Origin of the sequence: Coprobacter fastidiosus, assembly GCF_030296935.1 — a bacterium.
Lineage (GTDB): Bacteria > Bacteroidota > Bacteroidia > Bacteroidales > Coprobacteraceae > Coprobacter > Coprobacter fastidiosus.
Genome location: NZ_AP028032.1, coordinates 791066 through 811721 on the forward strand (window position 1 = coordinate 791066; position 20656 = coordinate 811721).

Below are 20656 nucleotides of genomic sequence, written 5' to 3' on the forward strand. Positions count from 1 at the left end.
TAGAAAGCGAAACTCATTATGATTGTACAACCTTTGCCCTGATATTTATACAAAGACAACACTAATCAGTAAAATACTACAATAAATGTATATACACTTTTTGTTGCGACAGTTTCTGTAGTTACATTTTATGTATTATATTTGTGTTGGAAATCAAAAAATAGAGCGTTATGGAAACTCCGTTTATATTTGGAAAGATTGCTACCGAGAAGAATTTTACAGACCGTGAGAAAGAAACAACTTACTTGGTCCAGTACTTCACATCGTTAATCAATACAATTATTATCTCTCCTCGCGGCTGGGGTAAAAGTTCGCTTGTAAATAAGGCGGCGAAGTTGGCAATGGCGCAGGATAGCAATCTCCGAATCTGTCATATAGACCTTTTCAATGTGCGTAGTGAGGAACATTTCTATTCGCTGCTTGCCCAAAAGGTTATTGCCGCTACTTCCACAAAATGGGAGGAGGCAATCGAAAATGCGAAGAGTTTCTTTTCGCACCTTGTTCCCAAGATTTCAATCGGTACAGACCCCACCAATGAGGTTTCAATCGACTTTGATTGGGAAGAGGTAAACCGCAACCCCGATGAAGTGCTCGATCTTGCTGAAAAGATTGCCAGGAAGAAAGGGCTGAAAATCGTGATTTGCGTAGATGAGTTCCAAAATATCGCGGAATTTACCGACCCAGACTACTTCCAGAAAAAGTTGCGTTCACATTGGCAGCTGCACCAGAGTGTAGCCTATTGTCTTTATGGCAGCAAGCGCCACATGATGATGGAAGTGTTTACCGACTCCTCCAAGCCATTCTACAAGTTCGGCAATCTGATGTTTCTCAATAAGATTGAGACACCTTGCCTCGTGGAATTTTTCAAGAGTCGTTTTGCTGATACCGGCAAGAACATCAGCGATGAAGCAAGCCATTTGATTGCAAAGCTCGTAGATAACCATCCATATTACGCACAGCAGCTGGCACAGCTTTCATGGCTCAGAACAAAGGATGTATGCACCGTTGAGATCGTGCGTGAGGCACACACGGCATTGGTGGAACAATTAAGTCTGTTGTTTGTAATAATCACCGAAACACTGACCACACAGCAACTGAACTATCTCAAGGCCCTTATAGCCGGAGAAAAGGCTATTAGTTCAACTGAAGTGATGCATCGCTATCAAATCTCTTCAACGACCTCAATCTCCCGCTCAAAGGCTGCCCTTATCAAAAATGACATATTGGACAATAAGGCTGGTGAAATCTCGTTCCAAGACCCGATTTATGCCTATTGGTTGAAGACTGAGTACTTCGCAAAATAATCATAATGTCCACCCTTGTTTCAGGGCCATTTTTGTACCTTTTCTCATCAAAAAACACCATTTTTCACAAGTTTTTTTGTACTTAACATTTTGATATTCAAGAAATTATACTGATTTTTACTTTCCAAAATGGAGGTACAAGCCGAAAATAGTGCTAAAAATCACTAACTTACACATTCTCAGATACTTGCCAACCTATAGGTTGTACCTTTTAGAGTGCTATACTATTGATAATCAATAATGTACACATACTGCATCGGCAAAAATCGAGGCGAAGAAACTATAAAACACCTTCGCCTCTAAAAAAAGGAATAACGATGAAAAGAAACACTAAAAGCGGTGGTTCGGCATCGTTGTATGTAAATTTACTGTTTTCTCTATAAAATAAGGTTCATTTCCAAACATTCATCTATTTATAAAAGAACAGTGTACCCAAGTGAATTTTCATTACGTAATTTTCAAGATTCTTATTTTTTTTATTTCTTTGCATACTAAGATTTATAACGTCACGTTCTCACTACTTAGAACATCATGAAAAAAATAATTGGACTTTTCTTCCTTATATCTATCCAAATATTATCAGTATCAGCTGAAGAGTTGACCTCAGGATTATTTTTTAACAGTCATCTGCATGACGGAAATAAACGGACTTCTTTGATTTTAGACAACGGAAATCCGATAGAGATACAAGACAAACAACAAATTTCATTCGAAATGAATATTCGTGACGAACTTATATTCGGTTTTGCCATGCGTATCATAACAAACAATAACGAAAACATTGATCTTATTTTTTCTATAGATACTCTCCAAAGAAAACGGCCGGCTATCGTGATAAAAGATAAACGTTTTTTTATCAGTGATACGATAATACGAAATAAATGGATTCCTGTCAGTATTACATTTCTGACTAAACAAAACAAAATAGAATTATCTTATAACTCAATAAAAAGAGTGTATGATTATGATTTCAACCAGATAAAAAACACCCGTATCTATTTCGGTGCTTGCGACCATCCGGATTATAACACTCCGGATGCCGCTCCTATAAATGTAAAAAACATTCATATTTACAACGGAAAAGAGTTATTTCGCCATTGGGAATTAAGTCAGCATGGTAAAGGAGTATGTTACGATCTTGTCAATCATAGTCCGGCAAAAGCCATAAACCCTCATTGGCTCACAGATGATCATGCAGTATGGAAAAATATATACAACTACCAATTTAAAAGAAACCCTCAGTATGCATTCGACCCGGAAAAAGAACTGTTTTATATTACAACCGGTGGTCAGGAAATGTTCATCTATAATCCTCTTACAAATCATCAAGACACAATCAGGGGTATCACCGGACATCCCGCAGCTGCAAGCACAAATCAAATGATTTTCAATACAAAGACGAATCGTTTGGAATCTTACAACTTAGATGATCAAACCATATCAATATTTTCTTTCACCGATAAGGCATGGACTCAAACTTCAAAGAATGAAAAAGAAACCGGATTTTGGCATCACACATCGGGCATAGCACCCGATTCTACCATTATTACATTTGGAGGATACGGCTCTTTCCTGTATAAAAACACCTTATTCAAAATCAATCCTCAAACAGGAGAATTTACAGAAAAGATCATACCTGAGATATATCCAAGATATTCTCCTGCATCGGCAATCGTAGATAATACACTTTATATATTCGGTGGCAAAGGATGCCCTTCCGGGCATCAGGAGTTGTCTCCACGCGATTTTTCCGATTTATATGCAATAGATCTGAATTCTTTCGAAACAAAAAAGCTGTGGGAAGTGCCAAACTTCGACAAGAAATTCCTTCCGGGGAGCAATATGGTTTACAATAAAGAGGAGTCTTGTTTTTATATTATTACCGGAAATATGGGCGGAGTATTACTGAAAATTTCTATAAATGAACCGGGAATTATTCCTGTATCGGAAATACAACATTTCGATTCGGGTGCAGACTTTTCATTCTCCCAATTATATCATGCCCCTCGTTCACAACATTTATATTGTCTTTATGCGAAGAATTATAAAAACGGGCAACCGTCTCAAATACAAATATACTCATTATCTTATCCTCCAATGGTATATTCTCAGATTTTGCAACAAGACAAAAAAAAGCAAGATTTTTCTTTCCTTTGGTATTTGATTCCTGCATTAATATTATTGGTAGGAACGAGTAATTTCATACGGAAACGTGGTAAAAACCGGAAAAAGGATAATAAATTCTCTACCAGCAAATCTGAAACAGACTCTTTGATCTTTACCGTCCCGGATAAACCGTATTTTAATCGTGATCGTGCATGTATATGTCTATTGGGGTCATTCAACGTAAAAAGTAAAACAGGAGAAAATATAACCTCTTCATTTACTCCTATTTTAAAATCTCTTCTATTATTAATATTGCTCAATACCGAAAAAGATAACAGAGGCATTACAAGCAAAAAACTGGATGATCTTTTATGGGGAGACAAAAACGAAAAGTCTGCCCGGAATAACCGTAACGTCTCTATCAGTCGTTTACGTCTATTGCTTGAAAAAGTCGGTAATATACAAATCGTCAATGATAATAATTTTTGGAAAATAGTTTTAGGGGACGATGTTTTCTGCGACTATCATACTGCTTTAAACTATATAGACGAGGCAACCAAAACAACAGTACATGATGAAGAATTTTTTAACAAAGTTCTTGAATTACTTCTATACGGACCATTATTGCCTAATACAGAAAGCGATTACCTCGACAGTTTCAAAAGCCATTATTCAGATATAACGATAGATTTGTTACATCTATTATTACATAAAGAGGAATTCCAGAATAATGACAAGTTCCGATTAAAAATAGCAGACTCCATTTTTCAACATGACAGTTTCAATGAAGAAGCTTTACGCATCAAGTGTTCTATCTTCTGCCGAAATGATAAAATGGGTATAGCTAAAAGCATATATGATAACTTCTGCAAAGAATATCAAACCCTTTTAGGTGAAAAATACGGATTGTCTTTCAATGATGTAACAAAAGAAGAGTAAATAGCTATCCCAATTTTATAATAAAGTGCTCGGAATAGTATTTCTTAAGTTTTCTTTCACTGAATAGTCAATTATTCCCGTAAATAAACAAAAATAAAAAGAGTCGATTCATCAAAGTTTTGAATCGACTCTTTTTATTAAACTAAATATTCAAGTAATAATATCATCATTTTCTGACAGGAAGTTCCGAAGAAAAGCCTTTCGGATTTTTCAACATCTTTTTCCCCTGCCCTACCAACCACAAATAATGATCACTCGACAAGCCTTCTTCAATCGGGACAAAAACAGATTCTCCAATCGGTACTTTTGTTGCACATTTAAATATGGCCGTGCCCTCATCCATTTCATCGAACATAGCTACATAAATCATTTCAGCTCCGGAACTTACGGCATTATACATTTGATCCCATAAAAACTGACCTTTATTTCTCGGTGTAGAATGGCTGTTCATGCCTTTCATATTCTTCCATGAAAATCCGGGAAAAACCAAAGGTGCATAATCTATCTTATTGCTTTTACACCAAGCAATATCTTCAGGAACTAAATGCTTGAACTTCTCAAAACTCCGGTCATTATAACGTCCGACAAACCAAGGCATTATAATATCGCTTTTACGAATCAATTCATGAAGTTTCGGATTATTCTCCGTATCAGACCTCAATTCTCTCCAATAAGTAGGAACTCCCAACATCACACTAAAACCCCGTTTTTTAAGTCCATCGACAATCAACTCGACATCTTCAGTAGTATATCTGCGACGATCATTAAATCCCACTCCCCAAATCACGACAAGCGGTCTACCGTTATGGAATAAATAAGAAGGATTCTTTTTCCGATTTCCGATATTAAATAAACGTGTAAGTTCATCTATATCATCCAAAACAAACGATGCGTCCGTTCCCTTCATTCCGCTAAGATCATACATAACACAAATTGCACGATCATATTTATCGGCAGCTTTTGTAGCCGAAGCCAAAACCTTATTAAAATGATTTTTCCCCGAAGGATTTTTCACTTCTCCTACAAATCGTTGCATAAATACCCCATCTAAACCGTACTCTTTCATCCAACGAAAATGTGTATCGACCGTAGATTCGTCATAAGAACTGAATACCGAGGCCACACCTCCGTCTGCAAAACGGAACGGTGTAGAATATACTTTCTCATATTCACTGACATCAGGCCACATATCTATGCTGCAAGAACCGGGTTTAAATCCCTGTTTTCCGGGATAGTGTCTCCATTTTCGATTCGCACCGTCATCCGAAGTGTTAAACCAACCTTGATAGCCGGCCATTATCAACCCTTTATAAGAAGAATACTTCTTTTTGGCCTCAATTCCGGCAGTACAAAAAATAAGTATCCCCAATAAAACACAAAAAGTTTTCTTCATCTATCAATAAAATTAAATATAAAAGTGTGTGTACTATTTAAAAAACTATGTCACGATTCTTTCCTAAAAAATTGTCGTGACACAGTTCTAACTAATTGTATGTTATCATATCTTACTTGAGCATGGTACTAACCATATTTGAAAGTAATTTTCCTGCAATAGGATCTGTTGCAGCTTTATCGGTACGCATAGTAGAAACCAAGACTTTACCTTGATCTTGAATCATCAACAAGGGGAATCCTTTAATCGTCGATACGTATTCAGAACGTTTATGCATATCGCCGTTAATATAACCGTGGATTTTCATTTGAGCTGCTAAAGGAACGACTTTCTCACTCCGTACAGTTTGCATCGAAGCACTACAAACTGTCGGAATCTCACGCTTGTTATTGTTAAAATAACGAAGATCCATTTTTTCTATATTATCGAATACGGGAGATTCGGGAACTTCCATCGTTGCAATATCCCCTTCTGTCGGAACAAGAAATCCGGTAAAATGTTCCGGGTACATTTTCAACATCGCTTTTTCACAATTCAAGAAAAGAGCATTCTTACCATCTTGAATTGATTTTCTCATATTTGACAATTCTTCTGCAGAACAGTTCTTATCATCCAATCCGGCATAAACATAAAGATCGGCTTTTGCTTTCACTGCCTCTGCAACAGTAGCGACCTTAGTATAAGGTATTTGCAATTGGTCAAATACTTTAGCAGTATTGTTATTATCTACCAAAACGATTTTCTTATCTTTCAGTTCTCCGTTATTACTCCACTCTTGGGTTGCCAAAGTAATATTATAATCATTTTGACTCAACAATACTCCACCTTTATCTTTCAACTCAAGCTTCAACTTAGCATCCACACGGGATTCAGGTAAATTAGAAGGCACATCGATATTGGCAGTCATCCATTGACGTCCGTAATGTTCAACAACCGGAACATCAACATTACCTTTTGCCAACACCTGTCCTGCACTTATAAGACTCCATGTAATAGTAGAAGCCGGTACGCTACTACCATCTTCCAAATCATTCACGACACAAAAACGAACAGGCAATGTAGATCCGGCATATAAATGGCGTCCCCATAATTCGGCCGAAACCAAAAGAGGGTTCAATGAATTTTGCATAGAATAATATGCAGGATAAGGATCGATGGTATTTACATCATACACATTTCTAAACCAAGTAAGTAATGCAAAATGTAAAATACCTGATGCCTCCGGATTGCTACGACGAAGAGCTTCTGCCAACTCGGCGGTAATGAAACGATGTGCTTCAAGGAATGCATTCGGATCTCCATAAGGATAAGCATCATCTCCCACCAATACCTGAGGATTCTGATGTACATACGTATAGAATGTTGTCGGATGCCCGGTCTCATTGTTCGGATATCCGGTAGACATCTCCTGACTGATCAAAGGACGGCCTTCACGTTTATTTTTCTGGAATTCACCATTAAACTGTTTAAACACAGTATGATCATACCAATTGATATATGAGTGATCGTCATCTATATCTCCATCATCAAACGTTTTGAAAAAATCCTTTCCAAAGCGTTTTTCCGGACGTTTATAATTAGAATCGAAACAAATAGGACGAGTAGGATCTACTTCACGCATTCTTTTTACTACTTTTTCGATAATCTGCATTTTTTTGATCGCACGGTCTTTATCCGGATCATTATCATAGAATTTCATCTCATTATTGATAGTCCAGAAGAAAATAGACGGATGATTACGATATTTTTTCAACATACCGATATATTCGTCTGCCCACATATCGATCAAATTCTGGTCTGGCATAGAAGACTGAATCATCAGCCAAGGCCAAGTTCCTTCATGACTTATACCTATACCGTTTTCATCGGCAGCAGTAATCCATAACTCATTATAAGGAGTAGTATGAGTACGGGTAGTTTCTATATTACCGCTCTTCATTATTTGATAGAAAGTATCAGCCATACGACGATCATTCGGCGTCAAAGCAAAAACAGTGTGGTTTCCACCTCTCAGCCAATAACGTTTGCCATTCAAATACAGAAAACCATCATCACGCTTTTCGAAAGTACGGAATCCTGAAGTGATAGTTTTACTGTCGATCGCACCTTTTTTATTACTCAAAGAAAACTTAAAATTATACAGATTAGGGTGCTGTGGTGTCCACAATTTAGGTTGTAAACCTTTCACACTCGCCATAACAATTTTTTCCTCTCCCGGATTTAATGTTACCCCTTTCTGTAAAAGGACATCGCTCAACTGCACATTGTTCGACTTATCGATAATTTTACCGTTAATATCAAATGACTGTTTTTTCTTACCGTAATTCTTCAAAGTGATTTCATAATCAGCTCCGGTAAGAGAAGGCTTGATAAATACATCCTCTATTTTTACAGGGTCTGTAATTACCATTTGCACAGGTTGCCATATTCCTCCATTATCGATACAATAGAAACCATGAGCAATATCTTTCAACATTTTATTAGTTACCGGAACTGTCACGGCAACATCCACAATTTTATCTGCATCCGCTATATTTTTTATAAAATCACGAACTACTTTAACAACAATAAGATTTTTACCCGGCTTTAAATATGGAGTGGCATCGACCGAAAAATCACCGAACATACCAATATGCGAACCGGCTTCTTTCCCGTTAATAAATACATCTGCAACCTTAGACACAGCATCAAAATGCAATTCAATTTGTTTACCTTCTATCGATTCGGGCAATTCTATCCATTGACGATACCAAGCTGCTTTTACTTTTCCATATTCGAAAGTATAATTTTCACAACGTTCGGTCTCTTGTTGAAAATAGGTATCTGAAACACCTTTCGGGTAATGTTCAGAGCCGAATGTTTCTCCGTGAAGCCAAATTCGAATGGGATTCCAGAAATTAGGAACGCTCATCGAATGCCAATCTTTATCTTCCACAGCCGGATTTACGGCCTTATCCTGATCACTCAACTGATATTCAGGCATAAATAACCATTGACCGTCAAGACTGATTTCTGTACGCCCTGGATTTAGAGTTCCCACTTCAATTGCCTTATATTGGCTTCTTTCTCTTTGCCGTTTAGCCTCCTTTTCAGCCGGAGACATAGCATATTTATATTCCTGGCGTTTTATTCCCTGAAAATAATTCTCGGGAAGCTCTTTAATTTCAAGATCATCAAACTCGGTAGTCAACCAACCGCCACCAAGAGAAACCTGACCACTGGGAGCTAAATTTGAGTTTTTATCAGTCACATCTATACGGGGAGTATTTTCATCATTGATATAAACCCTTATACGATCCCCGACTACATCGATCTTAAATTTATACCATTCTCCTGGAATCGGGTGAAATCCGAGAGGTTTTACGGCAAAAAACTCATCAGTACCCATATATCCCTGACGGGCAAGAACAATATCATCTTGCAGTCCGCCTTTTAACCCGACAATATAACGGTCATTACGATTATGAGCTCGAAAACCTGCCCATATCTGCACCTGCTCACTGCCTTTAGGAGCTCGCGCCTTAAAAGTCACCGAATAATTTTTCCACTCGGGATTTCCGAAAAGAGCATAAGATTCCCGACTGCTAAAAACGCCATTTTTTACATGGCAATCACCTCTACCGATAGTTTTAAGAGTCATCCCATCGGTCGCGAAATTTTCTTTGAAAACGCCATTTTGGGCACTTAGTTGTCCGAGTCCCAGACTCAGAGCCAATCCCAAACTTAGAGTTCTTAAGTGTGTTTGCATATTAGTTATTATTTATTTGAAGATGTTTATATTTAGTGTTTTCTAATATAATTCGATACATGTTCTATGAACCTAAAGAATGATCAAAACAAATGAGGTTTTCCATGCATTATTAACTAAGATACAAAGAAAAATGCACTATCTTAAATTTTGGATTAATAATGCCTTAAATCGTTCTTAATATCACATTAGGATAAAAATTAATCAATAAAATAAAGAATCTAAGTCCCTGTCGAGATTTTGCCTAGGTCTGGGGTGAGGGTTCTTTCTGAGGATGTTTTTATGAGGAGAACAACAAGCTTTCTTGAGCGTAAAAATGAGAAAAAGACCGAATAATATTTCCTTATCGGGAAATTTGAACTTCCTCTAAAACTTCATTATAAAACAGGCAATGACAGTATCCAAAAAAATATTTATTCATAAAAATAGAAATTAAAAAGCACATAAATATTTTTTTAGTTCAAATTTAATCGTGAAAAATGAGATTACTTAATACACTCCTTCTTATTTTGTGGACATTAAATCGAAATATTATTTTTTTTAATACACACTAACAAAAATAAATCATTATGAAACAACACAGTTTTTTAACTGCATTATGCTTGTTGTTTGCTGCTGTTCCTATAACAGGACAGACAATAAAGAGCAGTATGGAGTTCGCTCCTTCGGAGCATTGGGTCAAACCGGTAGAAAAACCTTATCGAGAAGAAATCTGCCTAAACGGCACATGGGCCTTTGCCCCTGTACAATTACCGGTTGGGTTCAAAGAAGGTGAAACCCCTGCACCAGCTTTACCCGGAGTAAATGAAGTAAGATTCAGCAAAACCCCGATTCGCATTCCGTCACCTTGGAATGTCAACAGTTTTGCCGATAAAAACGGATTAGGTGGAGACCACCGCACATATCCGAGTTACCCTAAAGAATGGGAATCGATAAAAATGGGATGGTTACAGAAGAAGTTCACCGTTCCGGCTTCTTGGAAAGGTAAAAGAATTCAAATCCACTTCGAAGCTGTTGCCGGGAAAACAGATATATATGTTAACGGAAAAGCTGTAGGCGACAATTTTGATATTTTCATGCCTTTCGACATAGATATTACCGATGCCGTCAAATTCGGACAGGAAAATACTCTTAACGTAGGTATTCAAAAATCGTCTCTTTTCGATGACAGAAAAAGTCCGTTGGGACGGAGAACATATCAAGGCGGTTCATTCTGGGGACAACACATCGCCGGAATCTGGCAAGATGTCTATCTCGTAGCCCTGCCTCAAACCCGTGTAGCAGATGTATATATTCAACCTATCGTAAATAAAAACACATTAGAAGTTGAAGTGACACTTCGCAATGATGAAAATAAATCGGTTGAAGTAAATATCAGCGCAGCGGCCTACCCATGGATTTCGAAAGCAGGGAAAACTGTTCTTACAGCCGCAAATCCAAGTTCTCAGTTAGGAAGTCAAGCAGCATTGCAAATGCCGACTCAAAAAGTAACCATACCTGCAGGAAAAGAGATAAAAACGACACTGAAAACGACCGTTGACAATAAATTAAAATTATGGTCGCCTTCATCTCCCAATTTGTATGGCCTGGTTGTAAGAACTTCGGTAAACGGAAAGACAAACGACAGCAAATACACCCGTTTCGGATGGAGACAAACCGAGCTGAAAGACGGAAAATTCTGGTTGAACGGTAAACCTTTTGTTTTAAAAGGAGATTCATGGCATTATATGGGCATTCCCCAAATGACACGTCGTTATCCTTGGGCCTGGTACACCGCATTGCGTGATGCTAATTGCAACGCTGTTCGTCTGCACGCACAACCGTTCCCATCATTCTATCTCGATGTTGCCGATGAAATGGGTATATTAGTATTGGACGAAAGCGCGATGTGGGCCAGTGACGGAGGTCAAAAACTAGGCAGTGAAGAATTCTGGAAATGCAGTGAAGAACACATGAAACAACTCGTATTGCGTGACCGCAATCATCCTTCGGTATTCGGATGGAGTGTTTCGAACGAAATCATGCCTATTATTCGTGGTGTCATGCGTAATGCTCCGGGATTAGAAGACAATTTGGTAAAACATTTCAAAATTTGGTCTGACATCTGTTTCAAATATGATCCTTCACGTGCATGGGCTTCCGCTGACGGGGAAGACGATGGTCGCGGACTACTTCCGTTCTACATGGTTCACTACGGTGGAGAAGGAGCTATGAAAAGAGCTTATGAAAGTGGAAAACCTTGGGGTGTCGGAGAAGCTTGTAATGCATATTACGGAACTCCTGAACAAGTTTCTAACGCAGCAAAAGACGGAGGTCGAGCTTACCGTTCATTTGAAGGACGTATGGAAAGTGTTGCCGTAGATGCTTATAACTCATTAGCAAACCAACGTAAATACAACGCCAGCTATAGAAGCGTATTTAATTTAATTTGGTACGGGCTACAACCTCTGCCTCTCGGATTAAAAGACCAGACAAAAGCTCCCACATTAAAAGACGGTATAGCATTTACTTCTTTCGTAGAAGGGAAACCCGGAGTTCAACCGGAACGTATCGGACCATACAGCACAACTGTTAATCCGGGTTACGACCCGTCTCTGCCTCTATATAAAACTTGGCCGATGTTCGATGCAATAAAAGCAGCAAATGCCGAACCTATGCAACCATGCAAATGGGTTGTCAAAAACGTAACTCCGGCAAAAGCCGCTAACGTGAAAAAAGTAAAATCGATAAAAATATTACCCGAAAACGGTAAATTAAGTAGTGAATTGTTCCGTACCGGCATTCCTGTAAAGAAAATGGATACCGAAACCGTACCCGAACTGCTGATCATCGATGGTGCAAATATTCCGGCAAATGCTACATCTGTTATGCAAAAAGTATATGCTAAAGGCGGTACGGTAGTTGTTTGGGGAGCTGATCCGAAAAAAGTAAATGAACTGAATAAAATATTACCGTCTCCGGTAGTAATAACCGATCGTAAAGCAACGTCTTTGGTATTCGGTACTCCGGACGATATTACTTCTGGTCTTACCGAAGCCGATCTCTATTTCTCTGAATTACATCCGGCAGAATTTACGACCGTCGGATTAGGTGGTTCTTTAGTAAAAAACAGCACGACATTGCTCAAGGCATGCGATACCGACTGGACGAAATGGAATAAACAACCGGAATATGCCAAGACAGGTATGATTTTACGTACCGAAAAAGAAAGCAAACCCGAAGGCGTCGTAATGCTCAAAAAGAAAATGGGACAAGGAAACTTGGTCGTTACGACTATTCCTGCTGCACCCCGTGGCGCTAAAGCAGAAAAAGCCGTTCGGGCACTTCTTACCAATATGGGCATTGAATTAGGATCAGGTAGCGACTCAGGTAAACCGTTATTGAAATCAGGAGAAATCGTACGTGTTCTAATGAGTGGCAGTTATCCTGTCGCTTCTGTAAAAGAGGCAGGAAAGGTTAATCGTGTAGATTTATCGAAAGCCGATGGTATTAAGGAAAATACGATGCTCGATGGGAAAGCTTGGAAAAAATACCATTCACAAAGCGGTCTGATAGATTTTAAACAAGCAAAACTGGACGGACCTACTCAAAATGCCGAAACATACATGAGTTTCTGGGTATTCAGCCCGAGACCATTAGATGACCTGCTTATAGAACCGAACATGCCTGTCGTCGATCTCGAAGTAGCTGCTGATGATGCCGTACAAGTATGGTTGAACGGAAAAATGATCATCAGTAATCTTCGCGAAGGCCCTATCGAAGGTGGTAAAGCCGTATCAAAAGGGTTGCCTTTGCACCAAGGCTGGAATCACTTCCTTATCAAAGCTATTCAAGGCGGAGGCGGTTGGTTCTTCAACGGACGTTTAATCTGTAATCAACCGGATTATCTTGCCGAAGAAATGGATTCGGTATTAGAAAAACCTTAAAGAGAGATTTCTCTTAGAAATAATAAAAACCGCTTTTTTTCATTATAAAAAGAGCGGTTTTTATTATTAATCAAGTGAAAAAATCAATTTAATCGCTTTTTTATACTTCTGTTAATAGAGTTAATGTCCTTTTATTAAGTGTTCCCAAATACCTTTGAAGCACAAAATTTAATAACGACACGACAAAAAATAAAAAATGAAAGTGCTGAAAATTTTAACTCTTGCAATGTGTTCTTACCTTATGATCCCGACCATGCAAGGTGCAACAAAACATGCCAAAGAGACCAAATATCCAAGTTATAAAGGGATGATTATGGCGGGATATCAAGGTTGGTTCGGAACTCCGGAGGACGGAAAAAGCGGAGGATTCCGCCACATGGCGGGTAAAAACGGTTTTAAAGACGGAAGTTGCCACATAGATATTTGGCCTGATGTACGGGAATATTCAAAAACTTATCCCACAGAATTTAAAAATGCCGATGGATCTACAGCCCGTATTTTCAGTTCCTATGATGCCAGCACGACAGATCTCCATTTCAAATGGATGAAAGAATATGGCATAGACGGAGTATTTATGCAGCGCTTTTTTGATTATGCACGGGGAAGAGGTGAACAATCACTACCCGATATCATTCTCAAAAATGCATTTGACGCTGCTTCGAAATATGATCGAGCCATAGCTATTATGTACGACTTGTCAGGATTAAGGCACAAAAAAGAAGATTGCTCGGTTATTATCGAAGACTGGAAATATCTGGTCGATAAACTAAATGTTACAAACCAAAACGGGAATAAAACATATCTGCACCACAACAAAAAACCGGTAGTTGCCATATGGGGATTAGGCTTTACAGACCGTCCATATAAGGTTAATGAAATAGGTATAGAAAAATTAATCGATTTCTTACAAAATGATCCGGTATATGGAGGCTGTGCTGTAATGTTAGGAGTTCCTACAGCTTGGCGCGACTTGAATTTTGACTGTACCAACGATCCTTATCTGCATACGATAATCAAAAAAGCAGATTTATTATTACCTTGGACCGTACAACGCTACACACCACTATTACATAACGATATGGACCGTTATCATGACGAGACCAAAGCCGATATCCAATGGTGTAAAAAGAACAAAATAGATTATGTACCTTGTGTTACTCCGGGATTTAGTTGGCACAATTTAAGTACGATTCAATTTCCCGATGATATAAAGCCTTCAGGTTCGATACCGCGCCAAGGAGGAAAATTTTTCTGGGATCAAATGTATAATGCCATGAAAGCCGGAGGTGAAATGATCTATGTGGCGATGTTCGATGAAATAGACGAAGGTACTGCAATATTTAAATGTACCGATACACCTCCTGTAACTAAAATATCTCAATTTATCGGAATGGACGGAAAACCTTCGGATCATTATTTATGGCTTACCGGTAAAGCGACTCAAATGTTACGAAAAGAAATACCTCTGACAAAAAAAATGCCGGAACGAAACTAAAAAAAGATATACAATTCACACACAAAAATACACAACTACACACGTCAAAGGACTGTCTTAACTATTATTGTTTAGACAGTCCTTTTTTATTATAACTTTATCAACTGAAAATAAATATGAAAATGTACCAAAACCCAATTTAAGAGAAACTTTCAATTTAAAACTTGATTCCTTCCATTGACTATAAAAAAGCCGTATCAACTCTATTTTTGAAGTGCACCCCAAAAGTTAGACACAAAACTTTTGGGGTGCACTTCATTTCAAGTAGTGATACGACTTTTTATGTTTATCAGTTACAATCTATAACTTTACCTTAGTTCAGCACACCCCCACAATTGTATCATGGTAAAGTAATCGGGGCAGTTATGACAAGTTTGTCTTTATTTTTACTACATGAACCATAATAATTATTTGCAGGCTCATAATCTGTCAATACTCCATTTTTATCATCGATATATTCAACATGTACTGGATAAACACAATTTTCTATTTTCGATCCTGCACCATCGTTATATTGTCCAATAAATCCTGATATTCCCGAACGGCTTCTCAAACGGATATGGATATTTTCCGTCTGACAATTTTTAATAGCGACACCCCTTCCACCGACAATTTGGCCAACTAATCCTCCAGCCTGATAACCAGTTAAATAAATATCTTTGGCAGAACAGTTATCTAACCAAGTAGCTCCTCCGCCTACACCGATCCACCCGATCAGACCTCCGACATTTTGGGTAGTCAAACCCGTAGAGGCTTTAATATGTATATGCTTTGCATGTACATTTTCAAATTGAGCAACGGTACTATAATTTGCTCCGGTATATCCCACACAACCGGCAAAATAAGCATATTCTTTACTATGATCTATCGGATTTCCGTCAACATCCGTATGCACTTCATCATCGGCAAGTCCATTAATAGTAATGTTCTCGAATGTCAAATTCTTCATTACACCTTCAAACTTACCCCAAACTCCCGTATACGCATTATATTTACCGAGAGTAATACCCCAAATCTGATATTCATACACTGCTCCGAATTTTCCGTTTAAAGAAAAATTCCTTAAAGTATGCCCTTGACCATCTACTGTGTATGTCGGTTCTCCTGAAGTATAAATAGGTTTCCATTCAACACCGCTCATATCGATATCGTTTTCCAATAGGATAGAAACGTTCACGGACTTACCGCTCTCGTCTTTTTTAGTAATCATATCAAGGATATTATCCGGTAGCCAGGCAAATTCTTCTCTCGTATAGATATGATAAGTTCGGGTACTCTCGTCATAGACAGGTTCTTTCGGTTCAATTACAGCCGGATTCCACCATTCTTCAGCATCAATCCAATCATTCTCAAAATTTTCATCAATAGAGATAGTTAACTGCGCGTCCGTAGTTAAAATATTACCCATTACTGTTGTTAACCAATTGCGTTGAATGGGAATATCTGTTTTTAAATCATGTGAACTGATAAGCGAAGTACCGTCCAATGCTTCGAACTTGAAATGAATAGGAGTCTGTTCCGTTGCATCGGTCATTAAATAATCGACCGTCAAGGTTCGGTTATTCACACTTTTATCATAACCTAAAGCATAGTCCTTTTGAGATTTATCAATCGAACCTGTATAAATTTCAGTAACTGCCGTTAAATCAGTTGCCAAATCTGTTCCTTCAGATAAACCGGTCACTGCATTAATATTAGTAAAGCGTTTACAACCATAATAAGTTATTTTAAAATTATCCGGCATCTCCAGATTATATACACCCCAATCAGTAGCGACAACACGAAGTTTTGCAAAAGGACGTTTCAATATCAAATCTTTCATGACCCCGTCACTACCAACCGTAATCTCTTCTGTCGTAAAATAGGCATCCCGACTCTCATCATTCAGTTGTTTATCGACGTCGTCTATGCAAGTAATATTTTCAAAATTACCGGTTTCATAATGTAAATCCGTATCAGTACCCTGCTTTACAAAGTCCGCCCAAACTACAAATTTATAATTCCGGTTCGGAGTCAGACGTAAAGAATAATTGACAGCTTGATAACTATCCACAACTTTTTTCTGAGGAGAAATTACCTGCGTATAAGAGATATTCTCCCCTTCCCCATCTATGCGATAAACCGCTAACTGATAACGCAAATCATATTCTGCAAAATCTACATTAGTGATTCCCCCATGCATACTATTACTATTTTCACCTAAAGTTGCACGCGTCATTTGTAAAAGATCAGGGGCAGAAACCGTAAAATTTACATTTCCTTCTCCTGCAGCGACCGGAGCATCAGTAAACAAGTCTTCTGATTGACACGCTACCAATAGCAAACAAAATCCGATCATAACTAAATTTTTAAATTTTCTCATACAATTACATTTTTGTTAAACAATATATTAGTTGATCTCCACTACATATTCTCCATCAAAACTATCATCGATATTCACGTTATTACCATCGCCTATTTTTCGAGTAAGAAAGAATCCTCTCAATACAGTCTCATGATTACGCTTCAAAGGAATTTCGATATTCTGACAATGGCTGATTTCTGTTCCTGAAGCATCGAAAAAATAAAAATCGGCCAAAATATTCGTTTCATTTTCCCAATCAGTAAATAAATAATCTCCGAACAAAGAGACCGCCTCTTTTCCATCATAAACTATTTGAGAAAGAATCGTATTAAAACTATACATCGTCGTAAACAGATTCGGTTTTCGGGCTTCTACATTATACCCGACTCCGATATATTGTTTATAAATTACTTTTACAGTCAACCCCTCCAGTGTACCTCCAGCCCGGATAAAATCGTCAAAATCGGATGCAATCACTCTGTAACGTCCTGAAGGTCTTTCCATCATAACCGGAATAACCATAGAAGAGAAAGTTCCGGATTCTTCAAAGGAAAAACTATTTGGCCCAAAATCTGAACCGATCGTAAACATCTCCTGACCGACTGCGGTACTTCGATGATGCGTATTAACAGGATAAATATCCGTATTCGTCTTAATGGACGTTAACATATCAGTCTGATAAAATCGATCGACCGGATTATCTTTATAAACATAATCTGCCCACGCTAATACTTGATAGTCACCTTTCGGCAAATAAACTTGTATTGTATCTTGTGGAGGCAATGCGTCTTTATCAACCAAAAGCATTCGTCGCTCGATTTTCTACTGCACGATTCTATTCTTCCCCGATTTTTTTTCATAAACATCAAGAATAATGCGCATTGCAAAATCTTCATCCGGGATATACGGTTTGGAGTGTTCTTCTTCCAGATTTTTAATCGTACAATTCCATTCTTCATCATAAAAAACTTCTTTATAATAAAGAGGCGGCAACCGATCAACATTCGGTTCTATGACAACAAACGATTTATCGGGAACAGGATACTCATGAACAGTCGCATCACAAGCCATCATTAACCCCATAAACACGGATAATACAGCAATCATTAGATTTCTTCCATTCATATTCTTTACCTTTTCCGTTGTTTATACCATTTATAGGATATCGAAACGCCTCCTCTCGTTATACCCCAATACCAGTCTGACCCTGAACGAAATTTCGGACCATTCTTCCAATTACGGTAAACATCATAATCAAATTCAGCAAAACCCGCCCCTATATTACATTCTAAAGTCCATCTTTTCATTTTACCGATATCGACAGCATAACCATAACTGATTCCCATTCCCCACAAAGCATGGTTAGGATCTTGGTAACGGCCATGATCATTAATTGCTACATTAAAACCGGCGACATGGGTATGCAAACCGATAAAATGTCCTTTCATGGCCTCTTTCGACCACCAGCGTATTTCCGGTTGTACAGCCAATAAACGCAACTTTCGCTCTGGAGTAATATTATATGGAGAATACCACACCGGTAAATCAAAAGACCAATGAGAAAACGGACTAATTTCAATACCCAAATTAGCGGTCAATGCCGCAACAAACAATAAATTCGACTTAATAGCAATTATCCATTTTTCTTGTTGTGACGGCTGTAAAGAAAAAGAAATAGCAGGATTCAAGTCAGGCATGCGAGATTCTGCAACTTGTAAATTTTTTGATACCGGAGGCAGAGGAAATTGCTCTTCCAGACAGACAATGGCAATGCGTGCATTTCTGAATGGAGGAAACACGTCCTGAATAATCCGTTGCCAAGTATATCCTCCGTCAAGAGCTTTAATCTGTTTTTTACGACGTTCGTTATCAGTCTCTTTTGTTAAAATATCAAGAACCTTGCTTTTATTGGGAATCTGCGCTCCATTTTTTAATGCAACTTCGAACGAATACCAATCTTCACAAAGGTTTTCAACCTTAAGTTTACTTTCCGGAATACCGGTTTCTTGTAACAAAAAATCGGCAAGAGCCCGCGAACGATACTCACCTAATCGATGATTCCAGCTCGGAGGTCCTTCTGGTGAGGCACTTCCTCCGACCCATACATGCGACAAGCGGATTATAGTATCTTGTTGTATTCGTCGTAATATATCAGCAATACTATCCAACTGTTTGTTGGGATACAATTTGTACTTATTTACTTTAAAAATAACCGGGGCTATCGAAGTATTGGCACAATAAAAAACAGAATCGATTTTTTTATCTGACAAAAAAATCACATAATCAGGGTAATTTTTATTCAAGCACGAAGTGAGAGTCTCGGATGTTCCCTGTGCACATACAATACCCGATAAAAATAATGCAGTTATCAACAATAAGCCCCACTTTTTTTTATATCTTTTCACAATTCAATTATATAATAATAGATTCGACTAAATGACAAGCAGTTAAAACTTTTGCCATTTATTAATTTTTAATAATAACAAGATGAATTTAAAAAATAGATTTATTAAGATAACTCCCAGAGGTATGGGCTTTAACGATACCAACAGACTTCATCAAAGAATTTACTGCCACAACTAATTCATGTAAACCATGTATCGGACTCTTCATCTTAAATGACAAAACTATTTTCATGATCTAAAGATTTTTCGCCATAAATTCCCCAAATCAGCAGTTTCACTTAAGATAAAACAAAACATAAAAAAAGCGTGGGAATTTGTCAGTTTACTCGCTTTGAGGTATCGCCAAACACCCACATTGAAATAAACAGCCAACCCACGCCTAACCTTATATATTCACTCTCGTGATTATAATGGAAAAGCATGAACGTTTGTTCTGTTTATCCTTCAATGTTTTAAAAATTGGCGATTTTCAAAGCGAGGATAAAACTAAACGCTTCTCTAACATGTATATCGGATAAAAAGTCTCTACTCCAATTCCGACACCACAAAGTTAGAAATTATTTGCGTTTTAACAAACGTTCATGTGAGTTGGCCAATAATTTCTTCTAATAATATTCAAAAAAAACGTAAGAATTCAGACAAATAAACTATGAATTCTTGTTCTTCTTATGATAAAAATAAAAGTAAATACAGGGTAAAGACAATATTTGCAATAGAATATCCGCAATAATAAAAAACTATTAAAACAAATTTTCCCCTATATTTATATATCTATTTTTCAAGCTTTTTTCACAGAAGCCACTTTAAGGTTAATAATTTACAAATATAATAAAACATCTATTATTTTATTTGTATTCTGAAAAGCTATTCAGATTTTCCAATACAGAAATCTTATCAGTTCAACTTTGAAACTTTCTCAGTCTACTTTTTCGCTCTTATTCGTCAGATAAGCTACTATCATCCTCATAAAAACAAAAGAACATCCTCAAAAAAACG

General features: G+C 37.7%; 10 protein-coding genes. 4 read left to right on the forward strand and 6 right to left on the reverse strand.

Annotated elements, in window-relative coordinates; translation table 11 throughout:
- Window positions 1-170 precede the first annotated feature (170 nt).
- Together QUE35_RS03225 and QUE35_RS03230 are read left to right on the forward strand one after the other, a co-directional pair.
- Window positions 171-1304 carry an AAA family ATPase gene (locus QUE35_RS03225; RefSeq protein WP_022601112.1) on the forward strand — a complete coding sequence of 378 codons (1134 nt, stop codon included), beginning with the start codon at window positions 171-173 and terminating at the stop codon, window positions 1302-1304.
- 531 nt (window positions 1305-1835) lie between these two features.
- Entirely contained in the window at window positions 1836-4349 is a 2514-nt protein-coding gene (locus QUE35_RS03230; protein ID WP_022601111.1) for a Kelch repeat-containing protein, read from the forward strand.
- Between the two features lie 166 nt (window positions 4350-4515).
- Here the strand turns inward: QUE35_RS03230 and QUE35_RS03235 are convergent, their stop codons facing one another.
- Window positions 4516-5742: a glycoside hydrolase family 99 protein gene (locus QUE35_RS03235; RefSeq protein ID WP_022601110.1), complete on the reverse strand. Its 1227-nt coding sequence runs from the start codon at window positions 5740-5742 to the stop codon at window positions 4516-4518.
- 112 nt (window positions 5743-5854) lie between these two features.
- Complete coding sequence (locus tag QUE35_RS03240) at window positions 5855-9490, reverse strand: glycoside hydrolase family 2 (protein WP_022601109.1); 3636 nt, start codon at window positions 9488-9490, stop codon at window positions 5855-5857.
- Window positions 9491-10059: 569 nt separating this feature from the next.
- On the opposite strand from QUE35_RS03240, the gene QUE35_RS03245 reads away from it, so the two are divergent.
- Together QUE35_RS03245 and QUE35_RS03250 are read left to right on the forward strand one after the other, a co-directional pair.
- The gene (locus QUE35_RS03245) at window positions 10060-13416 is read left to right on the forward strand and encodes a glycoside hydrolase family 2 protein (RefSeq protein ID WP_022601107.1); all 3357 of its coding nucleotides are present in this window, start codon (window positions 10060-10062) and stop codon (window positions 13414-13416) included.
- Between the two features lie 196 nt (window positions 13417-13612).
- A complete protein-coding gene (locus tag QUE35_RS03250; protein ID WP_022601106.1) occupies window positions 13613-14911 on the forward strand; it encodes a glycoside hydrolase family 99 protein in 1299 nt (432 codons plus the stop codon).
- Between the two features lie 340 nt (window positions 14912-15251).
- On the opposite strand, the gene QUE35_RS03255 is transcribed toward QUE35_RS03250, so the two are convergent.
- From QUE35_RS03255 to QUE35_RS03270, 4 genes are read right to left on the reverse strand one after another with little or no spacing between them, the layout of a single operon-like run.
- Window positions 15252-17273: a DUF6562 domain-containing protein gene (locus QUE35_RS03255; protein WP_022601105.1), complete on the reverse strand. Its 2022-nt coding sequence runs from the start codon at window positions 17271-17273 to the stop codon at window positions 15252-15254.
- Window positions 17274-17300: 27 nt separating this feature from the next.
- A complete protein-coding gene (locus QUE35_RS03260; protein WP_022601104.1) occupies window positions 17301-18062 on the reverse strand; it encodes a DUF6562 domain-containing protein in 762 nt (253 codons plus the stop codon).
- Between the two features lie 15 nt (window positions 18063-18077).
- Window positions 18078-18380: a hypothetical protein gene (locus tag QUE35_RS03265; protein WP_147404920.1), complete on the reverse strand. Its 303-nt coding sequence runs from the start codon at window positions 18378-18380 to the stop codon at window positions 18078-18080.
- Between the two features lie 5 nt (window positions 18381-18385).
- Window positions 18386-19660 (reverse strand): DUF3575 domain-containing protein, encoded by a 1275-nt coding sequence (locus QUE35_RS03270; RefSeq protein ID WP_022601102.1) that lies wholly within the window; start codon window positions 19658-19660, stop codon window positions 18386-18388.
- Window positions 19661-20656 lie beyond the last annotated feature (996 nt).